We start from the raw sequence: 17260 nt of genomic DNA, 5'->3' as shown, positions 1-17260 counted from the left end.
GGTTGGGGACAGAGCCTCGCAGGGTCCACCCACCCTCAAGCCACCCCCTACACCGCCCCCTCCACAGGAACCCCCTCCGAAGGAGCCGGCGCCTCGCCGAACCGCGCCAAAGCCAACGCCCCCACCACAGCCACCACGAACCCCAGAACGGCCAGCCACTCCAGCCCGTCCCGAGTCCGATCCCCCAGCCACACCACCCCCACCACCGCAGGGCCGATCGTCTCCCCGATCACCATCCCCGCGGTAGCAGTCGTCACCGACCCCCGCTGCAACGCCGACGTCAGCAGCAGAAACGCCGCACCCCCACCCACCAGCAACGCGTAACAAGCCGGGTTCCGCACCAACGCCCCCGGCGAGACATCGTCGATCAGCCGCACGGCCACCTCCACCACCCCGAAGCCGAACCCCGCCCCGAGCCCCAGCGCCAACGCCCGTCCCCGCCCCGGCAACCGCCCGGCCAAGGCCCCCAGCACCAACACCCCCACCGCCACGCCCAGCATCACGTACCGCAGGGTCGTCGACCCCGCGCCCTCTCCCTCGTCCCCCGAAGCGAGCCCCAGCATCGCGAGCCCCGCGCACACCACGCCCACGGCCGCCCACTCCACCCCGCTCAGCCGCACCCGCAGCAACCGCGAGGCCACCACCGCCGTGACGGCGAGGCTCGCGGCGAGCGCCGCCCCGACGGCGTAGATCGGGATGGAGCGCAGCGCCACGATCTGCAGCAGGAAGCCGAGCCCGTCGAGTGCGAGCCCCACGACGTACCGCCACTGCTTCACCGCGCGCAGCAGCAGCGCGGGGTCGACGCCGGACCCCGTACCCGGCGCCGTGGCGCGCGCGGCGACGGCCTGGAAGACGGAGGCCGTGCCGAAGCAGACCGCTGAACCGAGTGCGCAAATCATCCCAAGAGACACGAAGTGACTGTAGAGGAAAGGGATTCGGCTGAGCCGATTGGCATGGCGCAGGGACGCTTACCTAGGCTGGCCGCCGATCGCGTCTTGACACATGTACGACAACGGGGGAGTGGCGCAGCCGATGGCAGCGGAGAAGGAAAAGGGCACCCCGCGGCGGAAGCTGCGGTCCAGCACGGTCGTGCTCGGCGGGATGGGCGTCCTCGCGGCGGCCCTGACCTCGTGCGGCTCGGAGCCGGACAAGCGGTGCGTGGACCGCGACAGCTACGACGCCTTCAGCGGCTACAAGATCGTCGCCGACAAGAACTGCAAGAGCGGTTCGTCCTCCGGTTCCTCCTCCTCGTACGGCAAGGGGGGCAAGACCGGCGGCAGTTCCTACGGGACGGGTACGGGTACGGGTACGGGTACGGGCACCGGCAAGTCCGGTCGTCGCATGGACCCCGACTGGTACTACGACGCCGACGTCGACGGCCGCTACGCCGACTACGGCACCTTCAGTCGCAGCGAGGCCGTCGACCGCGACGGCTTCGGCTGCTCGGGCAGCGGCGGCGGCTGAGCCGGATACGAGCGAGCCACGAGAGCCGAGACCGAGACCGAGACCCGCATCATGGAACGCCGCACCCTCACCCCGCGCCCCGGCTGGCAGCAGACCGTCGAGGACCAGGGGCTCATCTACCCCCTCACCCGCTACCCCGACGACTCGCTGCGCCCCTACTGGGACGAGTCCGCCTGCTACGTCTTCTCCCTGCCCGAGGTCGAAGCCCTCGAAGAGGTCGTCGAGGAGCTGCACGCGATGTGCCTCGCGGCAGCCGGGCACATCGTCAAGCACGACCGCCTCGCCGACCTCGGCATCACGGACCCCCGAGTGGCCGAAGCGGTCACCGAGGCCTGGCGCCGACGCTCCGAACTCCCCTCCCTCTACGGGCGGTTCGACCTCCACTACGACGGCACGGACGGGCGCCCGGCCAAGATGCTGGAGTACAACGCGGACACCCCCACCTCCCTGGTCGAGGCCGCGAGCCCCCAGTGGTTCTGGATGGAGGAGTGCTTCCCCGGCGCCGACCAGTGGAACTCCCTGCACGAACGCCTCGTCGACGCCTGGAAGAAGCAGGCCCCACTGCTCCCGCCCGGCGGCCCGCTGTACTTCGCGCACTCCGCGGGCGACGAGCTCGGCGAGGATCTGATGACGGTCGCGTATCTGCGCGAGACCGCGCAGCAGGCGGGTCTGGACACCGAGGCGATCTCCATGGAGGATATCGGCTGGGACCGTCTCTCGCGGCGCTTCGTCGACAAGAAGCTCGGCTTCATCCGCAGCTGCTTCAAGCTCTATCCGTGGGAGTGGCTGACCACCGACCGCTTCGCCCCGCACGTCCTGGAGACTCTCGACAACGGCGGCGGTACCGGCTCCACCCTGTGGATCGAGCCGGCCTGGAAGATGCTCCTCTCCAACAAGGCGCTGCTTGCGGTGTTGTGGGAGCTGTATCCCGGCCACCCGAACCTGCTCCCCGCCTACCTGGACGGCCCCCGTGAGCTGGCCCTCGCCTCCGGTCCCGGCTACGTCGCCAAGCCGCTCCTCGGCCGCGAAGGCGCCGGAGTCACGATCCACCCGCCGGGCGACGCCCAGTCCTCCTCCTCCGTGCGTGCGGAGGCGTGCTGCTACCAGGAGTTGGCACCCCTGCCCGACTTCGACGGCAACCGTGTGGTGCTCGGTGCGTGGGTCGTCGAGGACGAGGCGGCGGGGCTCGGCATCCGGGAGTCGGCGGGTCTGATCACGGACGAGTACGCGAGGTTCCTGCCGCACGTGATTCTCTGAGGCCGGACCCGCGGGCTCCGCCAATTTCCCCGAGTACGCTGCCGGTTGATCGCGATGACGCACCCGGAGGCGAACCGAACATGGCCGACAGCAGGATCAACACCACGCAGCCTCACACGGCCCGGATCTGGAACTACTGGCTCGGCGGCAAGGACAACTACCCCGTCGACCAGGCCGCCGGGGACCAGATCCGCACCCTGCACCCCGGCATCGGCGCGTACGCGCTCGCCGACCGGCAGTTCCTCGGGCGGGCCGTGCGCCACCTCGTCACCGAGTGCGGCATCCGGCAGTTCCTCGACATCGGCACCGGTCTGCCGACCGCCGACAACACCCACGAGGTCGCCCAGCGGCTCGCCCCCGAGTCCCGCGTCGTCTACGTGGACAACGACCCGCTCGTCCTCACCCACGCGCGCGCCCTGCTGACCAGCACCCCCGAGGGCAAGACCGACTACCTCGACGAGGACCTGCGCAACGTCGACGCGATCCTCGAACACGCCGCCAAGACCCTGGACTTCGACCAGCCGGTCGCGCTGATCCTGCTCGGAGTCGTCATCTTCATCGAGGACGACTCCGAGGCGTACGGCATCGTGCGCCGTCTGCTCGACGCGCTGCCGGCCGGCAGCCACCTGGTCCTCTCGCACACGATCACCAGCCCGGCGATGCCCGACGTGGACGAGGCGGTGGCGTTCTGGAACGAGAACGGCACGCCCAAGCTCACGCAGCGCACACCCGAGCGCGTCGCCGAGTTCTTCGAGGGCCTGGAGCTCCTCGACCCCGGTGTGGTGTCGTGCAACCGCTGGCGTGCGGAGTCGACGGTCGGCGTCGAGGACGTGGCCATGTTCGGCGGAGTGGGCCTCAAGCGTTGAGTCCGGGCTGCTGAGACCGGGGCTGCTGAGACCGGAGCCGCTGAGGCAGGGGCCGCGGAGGCACGGGCCGCTGAGGCACGGGCCGCTGAGGCACGGGCCGCGGAGGCGGTACGGGGCCCGCCTCCCCGGAACTAGGCCAGCACGGCCCGCAGTTGATCAAGCCCCCAGTCCAGGTCCTCCTTGCTGATCACCAGCGGCGGGGCGATCCGGATCGTCGACCCATGGGTGTCCTTGACCAGCACCCCCCGGTCCATCAGCTTCTCGGAGATCTCGCGGCCCGTGCCGTGCGACGGCTCGATGTCGACGCCCGCCCACAGCCCGCGGCCCCGCACCTGCGTCACCGCGCCCGTGCCGGCGAGCAGCCCCAGCTCGGAGTGCAGATGCTCGCCCAGCTCGGTGGCCCGCTGCTGGAACTCGCCCGAGCTCAGCATGGCCACGACCTCCAGCGCCACCGCGCACGCCAGCGGATTGCCGCCGAACGTCGAGCCGTGCTCACCCGGCTTGAACACCCCCAGCACATCCGCGTCCGCCACCACCGCGGACACCGGCACGACACCCCCGCCTAGCGCCTTGCCCAGGATGTACACGTCCGGCACCACGCCCTCGTGCTCGCACGCGAACGTCCTGCCCGTCCTGCCGAGCCCCGACTGGATCTCGTCCGCCATGAAGAGGACGTTCCGCTCCCGCGTCAACTCCCGGACGCCCGCGAGATATCCGGCCGGCGGCACCAGGACCCCGGCCTCGCCCTGGATCGGCTCGAGGAGCACGGCCACGGTGTTCTCCGTGACCGCTTCCCGCATCGCGGTCAGATCGCCGTACGGCACGATCTCGAAGCCCGGGGTGTACGGGCCGTAGTCCGCGCGGGCCTCGGGGTCCGTCGAGAAGCTGACGATGGTTGTGGTCCGCCCATGGAAGTTGTCGCGCGCGACGACGATCTTCGCCCGCCCGTCGGGCACGCCCTTGACTTGATACCCCCACTTCCTGGCGGTCTTCACGGCCGTCTCCACCGCCTCCGCGCCGGTGTTCATCGGCAGCACCATCTCCTTGCCGCACAGCTCCGCGAGCCGCGTACAGAAGTCGGCGAACCGGTCGTGGTGGAAGGCCCGCGAGGTGAGCGTCACCCGCTCCAGCTGCTCCTTGGCGGCGTCGATCAGGCGGCGGTTGCCGTGCCCGAAGTTCAGCGCCGAGTAGCCGGCGAGCATGTCGAGGTAGCGGCGCCCCTCGACGTCCGTCATCCAGGCACCCTCCGCCGACGCGACCACGATGGGCAGCGGGTGGTAGTTGTGCGCGCTGTGCGCTTCGGCCGAGGTGATGAACTTTTCGGTAGTCGACACGGGGTCTCCGTTCGTCCTGCGGCATGGGGCGGGTGTGGCGCCCAAGTTCTATCGTCGCTCGGATCGTGGACGAGGAAACCTGCCGACCCGGCGTGCCCGCTAGGCTGCTCTCTACAGCACGGCGACTGGCGCACGGGGAACGGACCCCGAGGAAGCCGTGCGAGGCAGAACCTTCGAGGTGCCGCCCGCCTGGGCACCCCGGGACCACGACCGGAAACTCACCGCTCGCCCCGGAGGACGCCATGACTCACTCCCCTTCCTCGAACCTCGCCGCGGATTCCGCTTCCTCACGTTCCGCTTCCGCGGATTCCGCGCAGCTTCCGAACACCCTCAGCCACCCCGCGCTCGCCGCGCAGGACCCCGAGCTCTCGGCTCTCGTCGGCGCCGAGGAGCAGCTCCAGGCCGACACCCTGCGGCTGATCCCCAGCGAGAACTACGTCTCCACCGCCGTCCTCGAAGCCTCCGGCACGGTCCTCCAGAACAAGTACAGCGAGGGCTACCCGGGCCGCCGCTACTACGAGGGTCAGCAGAACATCGACCCCGTCGAACGCCTGGCCGTCGCCCGCGCCAAGTCCGTCTTCGGCGTCGAGCACGCCAACGTCCAGCCGTACTCCGGCTCCCCGGCCAACCTCGCCGTCTACCTCGCCTTCGCCGAGCCCGGTGACACCGTGATGGGCATGGCCCTCCCCATGGGCGGCCACCTCACCCACGGCTGGGGCGTCTCCGCCACGGGCAAGTGGTTCCGCGGCGTCCAGTACGGCGTCCGCCACGACACGGGCCGCATCGACTTCGACGAGGTGCGCGACCTCGCCCTCAAGGAACGCCCCAAGCTGATCTTCTGCGGTGGCACCGCCCTCCCTCGCACCATCGACTTCGCCGCCTTCGCCGAGATCGCCCACGAGGCGGGGGCCGTCCTCGTCGCCGACATCGCGCACATCGCCGGCCTGATCGCGGGCGGCGCCCACCCCTCACCGGTGCCGCACGCCGACGTGATCTCCACGACCACCCACAAGACCCTGCGCGGCCCGCGCGGCGCGATGCTGATGTCCCGCGAGGAGCACGCCAAGGCCATCGACAAGGCGGTCTTCCCCGGACTGCAGGGCGGCCCGCACAACCAGACCACCGCGGCCATCGCCGTCGCCCTGCACGAGGCGTCGCAGCCCTCCTTCCGCGACTACGCCCGCGCGGTCGTCGCCAACGCCCAGGCCCTCGCCGAAGCACTGCTCGCCCGCGGCTTCGACCTGGTCTCCGGCGGCACCGACAACCACCTGATCCTGATGGACCTCACCCCCAAGGACGTCCCGGGCAAGGTCGCCGCCAAGGCCCTGGACCGGGCCGGGATCGTCGTGAACTACAACACCGTGCCGTACGACCCGAGGAAGCCGTTCGACCCCTCCGGCGTCCGCATCGGCACCCCCTCGCTCACCTCCCGCGGTCTCGGAACGCAGCACATGCCGACCGTCGCCGACTGGATCGACCGAGGCGTCGCCGCGGCCCGTGCCGGTGACGAGGACGCCCTGACGAAGATCCGGTCCGAGGTCGCCGACCTGATGGCCGCCCACCCGGCCCCGGGCCTGCCGGCGCACTGACTTGCCTGACCGGCCTGACCGGCCTGACCGGCCTGACCGGCCTGACCGGCCTGACCGTTCTGATCGCTGGTCCGCACAGCCGCCCCAGGTCGGCCACCTCACCGGCCGGGGGCGGCAGCGTCCCTGCGCCCCCTCACACGTCCCGCAACTCCTGCCGCGGGCCGTCCTCATGGAGCCGCCGCCCGCGCAGAGAGGCGAGGAAGGGCCCCCGCAGCAGCAGCGCTCCCGCGGCTCCCGCCGCGGCGCCCGGTATCGCCCACCACCAGCCCGTGCCGCCGTCGCCCGGTATGCCATCCGCCCGTGCCGAGGCGGTCGTCGGCGGTGGGGCCGCATCCGTCTCGGGGGCTGTCGCCTGATTGCCCCCGGCTGCCGGAGCGCCCATGACCCCCAGCTTCTTGAACAGTGCCGTCAGGCGGGCCGGGTCCTTCGCCTTGTGCCACGAGCCGGTCATGGACTCCACGTCCGTCGTCGTGTGGATCCACACGGTCTCGGCGTCCTTGGCGCTCTTGGCACCCGTGGCGTCCTTGCCCTCCTTGGAGCCGGACGCCATCGGATAGGCCCGGTCCACCCGCCACGGACTCACGTCGTGGGCCATCCACGTCACATTGATCTGACGGCTTCCGGCACTCATGTCGAGACCTGGTGGCTGCTCGCGCCGGCCCTCGCCGATGTCGCCGAGACAGCGCTCCAGCTCGCCGTACTCCTTGTCGCTCACATAGAGCGCCGTGCTCTGCCCGCTCTCCGGCGAGACCACGAGGACGCTCGTCGGTCCGCCCGCCACCGCCTGCGGCGCCCCCATCACGACCAGCGCAAGCCCGGCCGCGAGCCCCGCCGCCGACCCGCACATTCCCCTTGCCGTACGCATCCGCATGTCCGATCCCCCAGCCGCTCCCCGGCACGACCCGTCCGCACCGCCTCACTTCTGGTACACCGCCCGAGCCGTTCAGGTTCCCTCTTCGCCGGAACGAGCCGGAAGCGACTTCCCGATCTCCAGCGCCCGCTCCTTGGACGCCACGCCCTCCAGCCGCAGCGTCAGCTCCCGCCCGTGTGTCCACAGCAGCGTCGGCCCGGCCGTCCGCTCGGAGCGCGTCCACCGGTCGCCGTCGCCCTCCACCATCCAGAACGTGAGCCGATGCGGGCGCGGGAACCACAGCCCCGTCTCCCGGCCGACCTGCACCCAGTCGGGACGCTCCGTCACCGTCTTGCCGAAGCCGAGGTCGAGGCGGGCGTCGAACTCGTCGAGCCGTATCGTCCGGCCCTCGTCGTGCCAGCACAGGGTGACCAGGACGCGCGCCCCCGGCTCCCGCGTCACCGACACGGCATCCGGCGCGCCGAGCGCGTCCGGCACCGCGGGCACGAAGCCGGCCCGCCGCTCGGCCTCGGACAGGCTCACCCCGCCGCCGCACCCGGGCACCCCGGCCTCGCTCGGCGAGGGCGCCGAAGGGTCGTACCGCACCTCGACCCCGCCGAAGTCGAACCACTCGAAGACCGCGGCCCGCACCGGCGGCGTGAGCACCGCGGCCGTCAGGAGCCCGCACAGTGCCGCCGTCAGGACCCGCCACCGCGCCCGCAGCCACGACCGCAGCCGGGACAGGCGCCCCGGCGGCTCGTCCACCGGGACCGGCACCGGGACCGACTCCGCGATGATCTGCGCGATGACCCGCTCGGCCATCGACGCGCCGCCGGCCCCGGGCGGGTCCAGGGACCGGCCGAGCGCCCGCAGCTCCTCGGGAAGCGGACGGGCGCCGCCGCGTCCGGCCTGCTCGGCGCCGTCCCCGTCCCGCCTGTCCTGGCCGTCGCCCCGCTCACTCACGCCCGTCACCTCCCCCCGGTCCTTCCGGTCCTTCCGGCAGCAGCCGCCCCAGCTTCCGCAGCGCGCGGTTCAGCCGGGACTTGACCGTGCCCCGCGGCCAGCCCAGCGCCTCGGCCGTCTCCGCCTCCTCCATCTCCAGGAGATAGCGGTACGTGACGACCAGGCGGTGCTCCTCGCTCAGCCGGTCGAGCGCGGCGAGCAGGGCCGTCCGGCGCTCGTCCTGAAGCGCCGCCACCGCCGGGTCCGCCGATTCCGGTATCAGTGGCTCCGCCTCCGTGAGCGCCGCCTCGCGCCCGACGAGCGACCTCTGCCGCACCGCCGAACGGACTGTGTTCCTCGTCTCATTGGCGACGATCGACAGCAGCCACGGCTTGAACGCCGAGCCGTCCCTGAACCGCCCCAAGGAGCAGTACGCCTTGAAGAAGGCCTGCTGCACCACGTCTTCCGCGTCCGATCCCGCCCCGAGTGCCACGGCCGCCCTGAGTGCGATCCCGGTGAAAGCGCGCACCAACTCCGCGTACGCCTCCGGCTCCCCGGCGCGCACACGCGCGATCACCGCACCCTCGTCGACGACGCGGCCCCCCTCCAGGACCTCCCCCTGTGCCCTCACACTCTTGATACACCGGCCGGACGCGATCGGTTCCGCATGTGCGACGACCGGATCGACCCGCGCCAGGACAAGATCGCGGCACACCCGTCACACGTCTGTTTCCGAGCAATGAGAGACACCTGAGAGAATGAGCCTCATGGCCTCTGATCGTCCTCGCGTGCTCTCCGGAATCCAGCCCACCGCGGGCTCGTTCCACCTCGGCAACTACCTCGGCGCGGTCCGCCAGTGGGTGGCGCTGCAGGAGTCCCACGACGCCTTCTACATGGTGGTGGACCTGCACGCGATCACGATCCCGCAGGACCCGGCCGAGCTGCGCGCCAACACCCGGCTCGCCGCCGCCCAGCTCCTTGCCGCCGGGCTCGACCCGGAGCGCTGCACGCTCTTCGTCCAGAGCCACGTCCCCGAGCACGCACAGCTCGGCTGGGTCATGAACTGCCTCACCGGCTTCGGCGAGGCCTCGCGCATGACGCAGTTCAAGGACAAGGCGGCCAAGCAGGGTGCCGACCGCGCCTCCGTGGGCCTCTTCACGTACCCGGTCCTGCAGGTCGCGGACATCCTGCTCTACCAGGCCCATCAGGTCCCGGTCGGCGAGGACCAGCGCCAGCACATCGAGCTGACCCGCGACCTCGCGGAGCGCTTCAACGGGCGCTTCGGCGAGACGTTCACCGTCCCGGCGGCGTACATCCTCAAAGAGACGGCGAAGATCTTCGATCTCCAGGACCCGTCGATCAAGATGAGCAAGTCGGCGTCCACGCCGAAGGGCCTGATCAACCTCCTCGACGAGCCCAAGGCCACCGCCAAGAAGGTCAAGAGCGCGGTCACCGACACCGACACGGTCGTGCGTTACGACACCGCGGAAAAGCCGGGTGTCAGCAACCTGCTCAGCATCTACTCGACGCTCACCGGTATCGGTATCCCGGAACTGGAGCAGAAGTACTCCGGCAAGGGCTACGGTGCGCTGAAGACCGACCTCGCCGAGGTCATGGTCGACTTCGTGACTCCCTTCCGGGACCGCACCCAGGCCTACCTGGACGACCCGGAGACGCTCGACTCGATCCTGGCCAAGGGTGCGGAGAAGGCGCGCGCCGTCGCCGCGGAGACCCTCGCCCAGGCGTACGACAAGGTGGGCCTGCTGCCCGCCAAGCACTGAGCCACACAGCCCCCTGCACCACGCCAGGTACAACAGCGCCCTCTGCCCGCCACCCGACCGACAGGAGTACGACGTGGGGACCGTAACGATCGGTGTGTCGATCGCGGTCCCGGAGCCTCACGGCAGCCTGCTCCAGGAGCGGCGCGCGGGCTTCGGGGACCCCGCGGCGCACGGCATCCCCACCCACGTCACGCTGCTGCCGCCGACCGAGGTGGACGCCTCGGCGCTGCCCGCGGTCGAGGCGCACCTGGGGGCCGTCGCGGCCGCCGGGCGCCCCTTCCCGATGCGGCTCTCCGGTACGGGTACGTTCCGTCCGCTGTCGCCCGTGGTCTTCGTCCAGGTGGTGGCGGGCGGCTCGGCCTGCGGCTGGTTGCAGGAGCGGGTGCGGGACGCCTCGGGGCCCATGGCGCGCGAGCTGCAGTTCCCGTACCACCCGCACGTCACGGTGGCGCACGGCATCTCCGAAGAGGCCATGGACCGGGCCTACGCGGAGCTTTCGGAGTACGAGGCCGAGTGGCCCTGCACCGGCTTCGCGCTCTACGAGCAGGGCGCCGACGGGGTGTGGCGCAAGCTGCGTGAGTTCGCCTTCGGCGGGGGCGGCCCTTTGGTCCCTCCGCAGGCGGCGGCCCCGGCCACGCACGGCACGCTGCCCGCCCGCTGACCTGAGCGCCGCCCCCGAAGCCTCACACCGGAAGCCGCCGTCCCCGAAGGGGCGGCCTCACACCGGAAGCCGACGGAAGACCGTCCGGGGCACGTGACGCAGCGCCGACATGACCACCCGTAGCGCGCCGGGCACCCACACGGTCTCCGAGCGCCGCCGAAGGCCCGTCTCGATGGCCAGCGCCACCGCCTCCGGAGTGGTCGCCATCGGGGCCTCCTCCAGGCCCGCCGTCATCTTGGAGCGTACGAAGCCGGGGCGCACGACCATCACGTGCACGCCCGTGCCGTGCAGCGCGTCGCCCAGGCCCTGGGCGAAGGCGTCGAGGCCGGCCTTGCTGGACCCGTAGATGAAGTTCGAGCGGCGGGCACGCTCGCCCGCGACCGACGAGAGCACCACCAGGGAACCGTGCCCCTGGGCCTGCAGCGAGCGCGCGCACACCAGGCCCGCCGAGACCGCGCCGGTGTAGTTCGTCTGCGCGACCCGCACCGCCGACAGCGGCTCGTCCTCGTCGCGTGCCTGGTCGCCGAGGATGCCGAAGGCCAGCAGCACCATGTCGATGTCGCCCTCGGCGAAGATCTTGCCGAGCGTGGCCTCGTGGGACTCGGAGTCGAGCGCGTCGAAGGCGACGGTGCGCACGTCCGCACCCACGTCGCGCAGGCCCGCGGCGGCCTTCTCCAGGTCCGGGGACGGCCGCCCGGCGAGCCACACCGTACGGGTGCGCCGCGCGACCAGACGGCGGGCCGTGGCCAGGCCGATCTCGGAGGTGCCGCCGAGTACGAGCAGGGACTGGGGGGTGCCGAAGGCGTCCTTCATGGGACCAACTCCTGGAGGTGCTAGAGGGCGAGGCGGCGCGAGAGGTCCGAGCGGAACAGGCCGCGCGGGTCGATTTCCGCCCGCAGCGCGCGGAAATCGTCGAGCCGCGGATACATCGCGGCGAGCATCTCGGGCCGCAGGCGGGAGTCCTTGGCCAGGTAGACGCGGCCGTCGGACGCGGCGACCTCCTCGTCGAGCTCGTCGAGGAAGGCGCCCAGGCCCGGCAGGTTCGCCGGGATGTCCAGGGCGAGGGTCCAGCCGGGCATCGGGAAGGAGAGCCAGCCCGGATCGCCCTCTCCGAAGCGCTTCAGTACGGCGAGGAAGGACGGGCAGCCGCGGTCCGAGATGCGCCGCACGATGCGCCGCAGGGACTCCTCCTGGCCGTACCCGACGACGAATTGGTACTGCACGAACCCGCCGCGGCCGTACACGCGGTTCCAGTGCGGGACGCCGTCCAGAGGGTGGAAGAACGTCGACATCTTCTGGAGCTCGCCCACGCGGGAGCGGGGCGCCTTTCGGTACCAGAGCTCATTGAAGAGGCCCACCGACTTCCGGCCCAGCAGCCCTTCGGGCAGGAAGCGCGGGGCGGACGGCAGCTGGCCGGGGCGGAACGCCAACGGGGTTCTGCGCGCGCGTGCCGGGAGGGCGTCCAGGGGAGCGTGGTCGCCGCGGGTGAGGACCGAGCGCCCCATCGACGCACCGCGCGCCAGGAGGTCGATCCAGGCCACCGAGTAGCGGTAGCGGTGGTCGGTGGCGGTGAGGCGGGCCATCAGGTCGTCCAGGTCGGTGGCGCGCTCGGTGTCCACCGTCATCAACGACGTCTCGACCGGTTGCAGTTGCAGGGTCGCGGCGAGGATCACGCCGGTCAGGCCCATGCCGCCGGCCGTCGCGTCGAACAGGGCGCTGCCGCGCTCGACCGCGCGCACCTCGCCGTCGGCGGTGAGCAGTTCCACCGCCATCACGTGGCGCGAGAACGAGCCGGACCCGTGGTGGTTCTTGCCGTGGATGTCCGCGCCGATCGCCCCGCCGACGGTCACGTAGCGGGTCCCGGGGGTGACCGGCACGAACCAGCCGAGCGGGAGCAGGACTTCCATCAGGCGGTGCAGGGAGACCCCGGCATCGCACAGGACGGTGCCCGCGTCCGCGTCGATGGCGTGCACGCGGTCCATGCCGGTCATGTCGAGGACCGAGCCGCCCGCGTTCTGCGCGGCGTCCCCATAGGCCCTTCCAAGGCCCCTGGCGATGCCTCCACGCTCCCCGCAGGCCTGGAGGGCGGCCACGGCCTCCTCGGGCGAACGGGGGCGGATCAGGCGGGCGGTGGAGGGTGCGGTGCGCCCCCAGCCCGACACGGACACGGCCTCGGACGTCGTCGCGGGCGCGGGGGCGGCGGGCGGAGCGGAGTCGGCAGGCATGGGTGTGACCGTATCGTCCGGTCAAGGGCAGTTTGCCCTAATTAGTACGAGCTCTCACCGAAATGGGTGATTGATGGAGTGTCGTCCTATATTGCCGTAAATATTGAGAGGTTGCCTAGAAGAGTCCAGAGGTCAGGTCCTGAAGTCCCCGGAGAAGGAGGCCACATGCACGACATGGACCACCGGCTGCTGTCGGCCCTGCGCGACTGCGGCTCCGACGCGCGCGTGGCCACCGCCGCACGGGCGCTGTCCTGGACCGGCGAGCACGGCGCCCTCTGGCTCGTCGTGGGGCTCGCGGGCGCCGCGGTCGACCGCGAGCGGCGCGGCGCCTGGCTGCGCGGCACGGCGCTGACCGCGGCGGCCCACGTGGTCAGCATGGGCGTCAAACGGGTCGTACGGCGTCCACGCCCCGGCGGCGACACGGGCGTGGAGCCCCTCGTCAGGACCGCGGGACGGCACTCATTCCCCAGTTCGCACGCCACTTCGGCCGCCGCGGCCACCGTCGCGTACGGCGCGCTGAGCCCCCTGGGAGCCCGCGTCGTCCCGCCGCTCGCCGCCGCGATGTGTGTCTCGCGGATGGTCGTCGGCGTCCACTACCCGAGCGACGTGGCGGCAGGCGCGGCCCTCGGCGCCCTCGCCGCGCGCGTGGGCTCCGCCTGGATGAACGGAGGCCGCAAGCATGGCTGACCGCACCGCCCTGCTCGAACGCCCCCAGCCGCCCCGCCCGTCGGGACCGAGCGCCCTCACCCTGCCGCTCGGCCTCCTGAAGACCGCGCGTCCCCGCCAGTGGGTGAAGAACGTCCTGGTCGTCGCGGCCCCCGCCGCCGCCGGTGAACTCTTCGCGCGCCACTCGCTGATCCAACTCGCGTTGGTGTTCGCGCTGTTCACGGCCGCCGCGTCCGCCGTCTACCTCATCAACGACGCGCGCGACGCCGACGCCGACCGCGCGCACCCCACCAAGTGCCGCAGACCGGTCGCCGCGGGGCAGGTGCCGGTGCCGGTCGCGTACTCGGTGGGCGGGCTGCTCGCCGTGCTCGCGCCGCTGGCCGCCGCCGCGCTCTGCACGCCCCTGACGGCCGGGCTGCTCGCCGCCTACGTAGTGATGCAACTGGCCTACTGCGTCAGCCTCAAGCACGTCCTCGTCGTCGATCTCGCCGTCGTCACCACCGGCTTCCTGATGCGGGCGATGATCGGGGGAGTGGCCCTGGACATCCCGCTCTCCCGCTGGTTCCTGATCACCACGGGCTTCGGCGCGCTCTTCATGGTCTCCGCCAAGCGCTACTCCGAAGCCGTCCAGATGTCCGGGAAAGCGGGCGCCACGCGCGCGTTGCTCACCGAATACACCACCGGCTATCTCCGCTTCGTCTGGCAGCTTGCCGCGGGCGTCGCCGTCCTCGCGTACTGCCTGTGGGCCATGGAGAGCGGCGGCACCGGCAACGGCCTGCTGCCCTGGCGGCAGCTGTCGATGGCCGCCTTCGTCCTCGCGGTCCTGCGGTACGCCGTCTTCGCCGACCGGGGCACCGCGGGCGAGCCCGAGGACGTCGTCCTGCGCGACCGGGCGCTCGCCGTCATCGGCCTGGTGTGGATCGCGATGTACGGCCTCGCGGTCGCCGACTGGTGAGCCCCCTCAGGGCGCGGCTGCGGGCCATGGGCCCCGAACTGCTCGGCTTCGCCGCCGCCGGGATCTGTGCCTACGCCGTCGACCTCGGCCTCTTCATCTGGCTGCGCGGCCCCGTCGGTCTCGACCCGCTGACCGCCAAGGCGCTGTCCTTCGTGGCCGGCTGCACGGTCGCCTACGCGGGCAACGCGCTCGGCACCTACCGGCGACGCGCGGCGTCGTCCGAGGTCTCGCGCCTTCGCCAGTACGGGATCTTCTTCGCCGTCAACATCGCGGGCGCCCTGGTGCAGTTGCTCTGCATCGCGGTGTCCCACTACGGCCTCGGCCTGACCTCGCAGCGCGCGGACACCGTCTCCGGGGCGGGAGTCGGTATGGCACTCGCCACTGTTCTGCGTTTCTGGGGTACTCGGACCTTGGTCTTCCGCACAACGGGCAGGGAGGCATCATGGACTGGCTGAAAAAGCTCCCCGGCATCGGGCCCCTGGTGGAGCGTCTGATGCGCACGCACGCGTGGAGCGCGTACGAGCGGCTCGACAGTGTGCACTGGACCCGTCTCGCGGCCGCGATGACGTTCATCAGCTTCCTGGCGCTCTTCCCACTGATCACCGTGGCCGCCGCGGTCGCCGCGGCGACGCTCTCCAAGAGCCAGCAGGACAAGCTCGAGGACACCCTCTCGAAGCAGGTCCCCGGCATCTCCGACCAGCTGAACCTGGACGCCCTGGTCGCCAACGCGGGCACCATCGGCCTCGTCGCGGGCGCCCTGCTGCTCTTCACCGGCATCGGCTGGGTCGGCTCGATAAGGGAGTGCCTGCGGGCCGTCTGGGAGCTGGAGGACACCGACGAGAACCCCGTCATGCGCAAGATCAAGGACGCCGGGGTGCTCATCGGGCTCGGTGGCGCGGGGCTCGCGTCCGTCGTCGCCTCGACCCTCGCCTCGACCGCCGTCGGCTGGAGCGCCGACCTCCTCGGGGTCTCCAAGGACGGCTGGGGCGGGGTGCTGCTGCAGGCGATCGCGTTCGCCATCGCCGTCCTCGCGGACTTCCTGCTGCTGCTCTACGTCCTGACACTGCTGCCGGGCGTCCAGCCGCCCCGCCGCCACCTGATCACCGCCGGCCTGATCGGCGCGGCAGGCTTCGAGCTGCTCAAGCTGCTGCTCGGCGGCTACATGAAGGGCGTCGCCGCGAAGAACATGTACGGCGCCTTCGGAGTGCCCGTCGCGCTCCTCCTGTGGATCAACTTCACCGCGAAGCTCCTGCTGTTCTGCGCCGCCTGGACGGCGACGCGGAAGCAGCGACGTACGGAAGAAGAACAGGAAGAAGCACGGGAAGGGGCACGGGGAGGGGCAGAGGTGCAACCGAGGACTGCGCCCGGAGACGTCAGCGGCGGTTCTTCCGCCGCGCCAGGTCCGGCAGCGGCATCCGGCGGCTGATCACGAACCAGCCGGCGGCGATGAGCGCCAGGACGCCGCCCGCGACCCCGAGCGCCACCCCGATGCCGCCCGACTCCTTGTCGGAGGCGTGCGCCACGTTCTTGGCCGAGTCCGACCCGCTCTTGCCGGCGCCGGGAGCGCCCTTGCCGCTGCCCGTACCGGCACCCTTCGGGGCGACCAGTTCACCCACCGGCTCGACCTTGCCCGAGGCCTTGAAGCCCCAGTCCAGGAGGCGTTCGGTCTCCTTGTAGACCGCGTGCTGCTCCCCGGAGTCGGGGTTCATGACGGTGACGAGCAGCACCTTGCCGTCGCGCTCGGCGACACCGGTGAAGGTGTTGCCCGCGTTCGTGGTGCTGCCGTTCTTGACGCCCGCGATGCCCTTGTAGGCATCGAGACCTACGTCCCCCGTAAGGAGTCGGTTGGTGTTCTGGATCTCGAAGGACTCGCGCTTCTTCTTGCCCTTGTCCTTGCCCTTCGTGACCTTCTTGGTCTCGCCGGGGAACTTGGCGGTGGCCGTCGAGCAGTACTCGCGGAAGTCCTTCTTCTGAAGCCCGGAGCGGGCGAACAGCGTCAGGTCGTACGCGGAGGAGACCTGCCCCTTCTCGTCGTAGCCGTCCGGGCTGACCACGTGTGTGTCCAGCGCCTGGAGCTCCTCGGCGTGCGACTGCATGTCCTTGACGGTCTGCGGGACGCCGCCGTTCATCGCCGAAAGGACGTGCACCGCGTCGTTGCCCGAGCGCAGGAAGACGCCGAGCCACAGGTCGTGGACCGAGTACGTCTCGTTCTCCTTGACGCCGACCATGCTGCTGCCCGCGCCGATGCCCGCCAGGTCGGAGAGCTCGACCTTGTGCTCCTGCGTCTTGGGGAACTTCGGCAGGACCGTGTCCGCGAAGAGCATCTTCAGGGTGCTCGCCGGGGGCAGCCGCCAGTGCGAGTTGTGCGAGGCGAGTACCTCGCCCGTCTCGGCGTCGGAGACCATCCAGGAGCGCGCGGAAAGATCCTTGGGGAGCACGGGCGCGCCCGACTTCAGGCTGACCTGGGTGCCCGGCTCGCCGAGCCTGGCGCCGCCGACGGTCGACATCGACGCGGGCGGCTTGGGCTTCTTCTCGCCCCCCGGCTTGCCGTCCGCCCATGCGGGAGCTGTGGTCGACATGGTCAGCAATGCGGCGGAAGCGACCAACAAGGCGGTCTTTTTTACGGCAGGCACGGACGAGAACGTACAGGGCGCCGCTGTGGAAGTCGCC

18 protein-coding genes and 1 riboswitch are annotated in these 17260 nt (G+C 71.2%); of the genes, 10 read left to right on the top strand and 8 right to left on the bottom strand.

Annotated features, from left to right (window positions below; all coding sequences use genetic code 11):
• Positions 1–47 precede the first annotated feature (47 nt).
• Positions 48–899, bottom strand: a complete 852-nt coding sequence (locus tag ACIGXX_RS40410) for a hypothetical protein (RefSeq protein ID WP_399983635.1) — start codon at positions 897–899, stop codon at positions 48–50.
• Between the two features lie 133 nt (positions 900–1032).
• Between ACIGXX_RS40410 and ACIGXX_RS40405 the strand changes: the two genes are divergently transcribed.
• From ACIGXX_RS40405 to ACIGXX_RS40395, 3 genes are all read left to right on the top strand, one after another.
• Complete coding sequence (locus tag ACIGXX_RS40405; RefSeq protein WP_399983586.1) at positions 1033–1464, top strand: hypothetical protein; 432 nt, start codon at positions 1033–1035, stop codon at positions 1462–1464.
• Positions 1465–1515: 51 nt separating this feature from the next.
• Complete coding sequence (locus ACIGXX_RS40400) at positions 1516–2721, top strand: glutathionylspermidine synthase family protein (protein WP_399983583.1); 1206 nt, start codon at positions 1516–1518, stop codon at positions 2719–2721.
• Positions 2722–2801: 80 nt separating this feature from the next.
• Positions 2802–3587 (top strand): SAM-dependent methyltransferase, encoded by a 786-nt coding sequence (locus tag ACIGXX_RS40395; RefSeq protein WP_351172758.1) that lies wholly within the window; start codon positions 2802–2804, stop codon positions 3585–3587.
• A gap of 131 nt (positions 3588–3718) precedes the next feature.
• Here the strand turns inward: ACIGXX_RS40395 and rocD are convergent, their stop codons facing one another.
• Positions 3719–4921, bottom strand: a complete 1203-nt coding sequence (rocD, locus tag ACIGXX_RS40390) for an ornithine--oxo-acid transaminase (protein ID WP_351172761.1) — start codon at positions 4919–4921, stop codon at positions 3719–3721.
• Between the two features lie 111 nt (positions 4922–5032).
• Positions 5033–5123, top strand: a riboswitch (ZMP/ZTP riboswitch).
• Between the two features lie 40 nt (positions 5124–5163).
• On the opposite strand from rocD, the gene glyA reads away from it, so the two are divergent.
• Positions 5164–6510, top strand: a complete 1347-nt coding sequence (gene glyA, locus ACIGXX_RS40385; RefSeq protein WP_399983579.1) for a serine hydroxymethyltransferase — start codon at positions 5164–5166, stop codon at positions 6508–6510.
• A 133-nt stretch (positions 6511–6643) separates the two neighbouring features.
• Here glyA and ACIGXX_RS40380 read toward each other — a convergent pair whose 3' ends face one another.
• From ACIGXX_RS40380 to ACIGXX_RS40370, 3 genes are all read right to left on the bottom strand, one after another.
• Entirely contained in the window at positions 6644–7375 is a 732-nt protein-coding gene (locus ACIGXX_RS40380; RefSeq protein WP_399983576.1) for a hypothetical protein, read from the bottom strand.
• A 78-nt stretch (positions 7376–7453) separates the two neighbouring features.
• Positions 7454–8323, bottom strand: coding sequence for a hypothetical protein (locus tag ACIGXX_RS40375; protein ID WP_399983573.1), 870 nt, complete (start codon positions 8321–8323; stop codon positions 7454–7456).
• The gene (locus ACIGXX_RS40370) at positions 8316–8933 is read right to left on the bottom strand and encodes a sigma-70 family RNA polymerase sigma factor (protein ID WP_366462350.1); all 618 of its coding nucleotides are present in this window, start codon (positions 8931–8933) and stop codon (positions 8316–8318) included. Before ACIGXX_RS40370 ends, ACIGXX_RS40375 begins: the two co-directional genes overlap by 8 nt.
• A gap of 136 nt (positions 8934–9069) precedes the next feature.
• On the opposite strand from ACIGXX_RS40370, the gene trpS reads away from it, so the two are divergent.
• Together trpS and ACIGXX_RS40360 are read left to right on the top strand one after the other, a co-directional pair.
• On the top strand, positions 9070–10083 hold the full coding sequence (gene trpS / locus ACIGXX_RS40365) for a tryptophan--tRNA ligase (RefSeq protein WP_351172773.1): 1014 nt from the start codon (positions 9070–9072) through the stop codon (positions 10081–10083).
• A gap of 73 nt (positions 10084–10156) precedes the next feature.
• On the top strand, positions 10157–10744 hold the full coding sequence (locus ACIGXX_RS40360) for a 2'-5' RNA ligase family protein (RefSeq protein ID WP_351172776.1): 588 nt from the start codon (positions 10157–10159) through the stop codon (positions 10742–10744).
• 57 nt (positions 10745–10801) lie between these two features.
• Here ACIGXX_RS40360 and ACIGXX_RS40355 read toward each other — a convergent pair whose 3' ends face one another.
• Positions 10802–11557 carry a decaprenylphospho-beta-D-erythro-pentofuranosid-2-ulose 2-reductase gene (locus ACIGXX_RS40355; RefSeq protein WP_351172779.1) on the bottom strand — a complete coding sequence of 252 codons (756 nt, stop codon included), beginning with the start codon at positions 11555–11557 and terminating at the stop codon, positions 10802–10804.
• Between the two features lie 20 nt (positions 11558–11577).
• The gene (locus ACIGXX_RS40350; RefSeq protein ID WP_351172782.1) at positions 11578–12969 is read right to left on the bottom strand and encodes an FAD-binding oxidoreductase; all 1392 of its coding nucleotides are present in this window, start codon (positions 12967–12969) and stop codon (positions 11578–11580) included.
• Positions 12970–13134: 165 nt separating this feature from the next.
• On the opposite strand from ACIGXX_RS40350, the gene ACIGXX_RS40345 reads away from it, so the two are divergent.
• From ACIGXX_RS40345 to ACIGXX_RS40330, 4 genes are read left to right on the top strand one after another with little or no spacing between them, the layout of a single operon-like run.
• Entirely contained in the window at positions 13135–13656 is a 522-nt protein-coding gene (locus tag ACIGXX_RS40345; RefSeq protein WP_399983565.1) for a phosphatase PAP2 family protein, read from the top strand.
• Positions 13649–14590: a decaprenyl-phosphate phosphoribosyltransferase gene (locus ACIGXX_RS40340; RefSeq protein WP_399983562.1), complete on the top strand. Its 942-nt coding sequence runs from the start codon at positions 13649–13651 to the stop codon at positions 14588–14590. The genes ACIGXX_RS40345 and ACIGXX_RS40340 overlap by 8 nt, the downstream gene beginning before the upstream one ends.
• A 26-nt stretch (positions 14591–14616) precedes the next feature.
• Complete coding sequence (locus ACIGXX_RS40335; protein WP_351172870.1) at positions 14617–15045, top strand: GtrA family protein; 429 nt, start codon at positions 14617–14619, stop codon at positions 15043–15045.
• Entirely contained in the window at positions 15033–16016 is a 984-nt protein-coding gene (locus ACIGXX_RS40330; RefSeq protein WP_399983559.1) for a YihY/virulence factor BrkB family protein, read from the top strand. Before ACIGXX_RS40335 ends, ACIGXX_RS40330 begins: the two co-directional genes overlap by 13 nt.
• Here the strand turns inward: ACIGXX_RS40330 and ACIGXX_RS40325 are convergent.
• Entirely contained in the window at positions 15964–17223 is a 1260-nt protein-coding gene (locus ACIGXX_RS40325) for a D-alanyl-D-alanine carboxypeptidase family protein (RefSeq protein WP_399983556.1), read from the bottom strand. The two genes, ACIGXX_RS40330 and ACIGXX_RS40325, sit on opposite strands and share 53 nt — an antisense overlap.
• Between the last annotated feature and the right edge of the window lie 37 nt (positions 17224–17260).

The organism is Streptomyces sp. NPDC055243, assembly GCF_044544025.1.
Taxonomy (GTDB): Bacteria; Actinomycetota; Actinomycetes; order Streptomycetales; family Streptomycetaceae; genus Streptomyces.
This window is presented reverse-complemented; position numbering and strand designations above follow the sequence as displayed.

Bases quoted from the DNA above. Each gene is read 5' to 3' on its own strand.
- ACIGXX_RS40410 (WP_399983635.1), bottom strand. From the start codon at position 899: ATGATTTGCGCACTCGGTTCAGCGGTCTGCTTCGGCACGGCCTCCGTC.
- ACIGXX_RS40405 (WP_399983586.1), top strand. From the start codon at position 1,033: ATGGCAGCGGAGAAGGAAAAGGGCACCCCGCGGCGGAAGCTGCGGTCC.
- ACIGXX_RS40400 (WP_399983583.1), top strand. From the start codon at position 1,516: ATGGAACGCCGCACCCTCACCCCGCGCCCCGGCTGGCAGCAGACCGTC.
- ACIGXX_RS40395 (WP_351172758.1), top strand. From the start codon at position 2,802: ATGGCCGACAGCAGGATCAACACCACGCAGCCTCACACGGCCCGGATC.
- glyA (WP_399983579.1), top strand. From the start codon at position 5,164: ATGACTCACTCCCCTTCCTCGAACCTCGCCGCGGATTCCGCTTCCTCA.
- ACIGXX_RS40380 (WP_399983576.1), bottom strand. From the start codon at position 7,375: ATGCGTACGGCAAGGGGAATGTGCGGGTCGGCGGCGGGGCTCGCGGCC.
- trpS (WP_351172773.1), top strand. From the start codon at position 9,070: ATGGCCTCTGATCGTCCTCGCGTGCTCTCCGGAATCCAGCCCACCGCG.
- ACIGXX_RS40355 (WP_351172779.1), bottom strand. From the start codon at position 11,557: ATGAAGGACGCCTTCGGCACCCCCCAGTCCCTGCTCGTACTCGGCGGC.
- ACIGXX_RS40350 (WP_351172782.1), bottom strand. From the start codon at position 12,969: ATGCCTGCCGACTCCGCTCCGCCCGCCGCCCCCGCGCCCGCGACGACG.
- ACIGXX_RS40345 (WP_399983565.1), top strand. From the start codon at position 13,135: ATGCACGACATGGACCACCGGCTGCTGTCGGCCCTGCGCGACTGCGGC.
- ACIGXX_RS40340 (WP_399983562.1), top strand. From the start codon at position 13,649: ATGGCTGACCGCACCGCCCTGCTCGAACGCCCCCAGCCGCCCCGCCCG.
- ACIGXX_RS40335 (WP_351172870.1), top strand. From the start codon at position 14,617: ATGGGCCCCGAACTGCTCGGCTTCGCCGCCGCCGGGATCTGTGCCTAC.
- ACIGXX_RS40330 (WP_399983559.1), top strand. From the start codon at position 15,033: ATGGACTGGCTGAAAAAGCTCCCCGGCATCGGGCCCCTGGTGGAGCGT.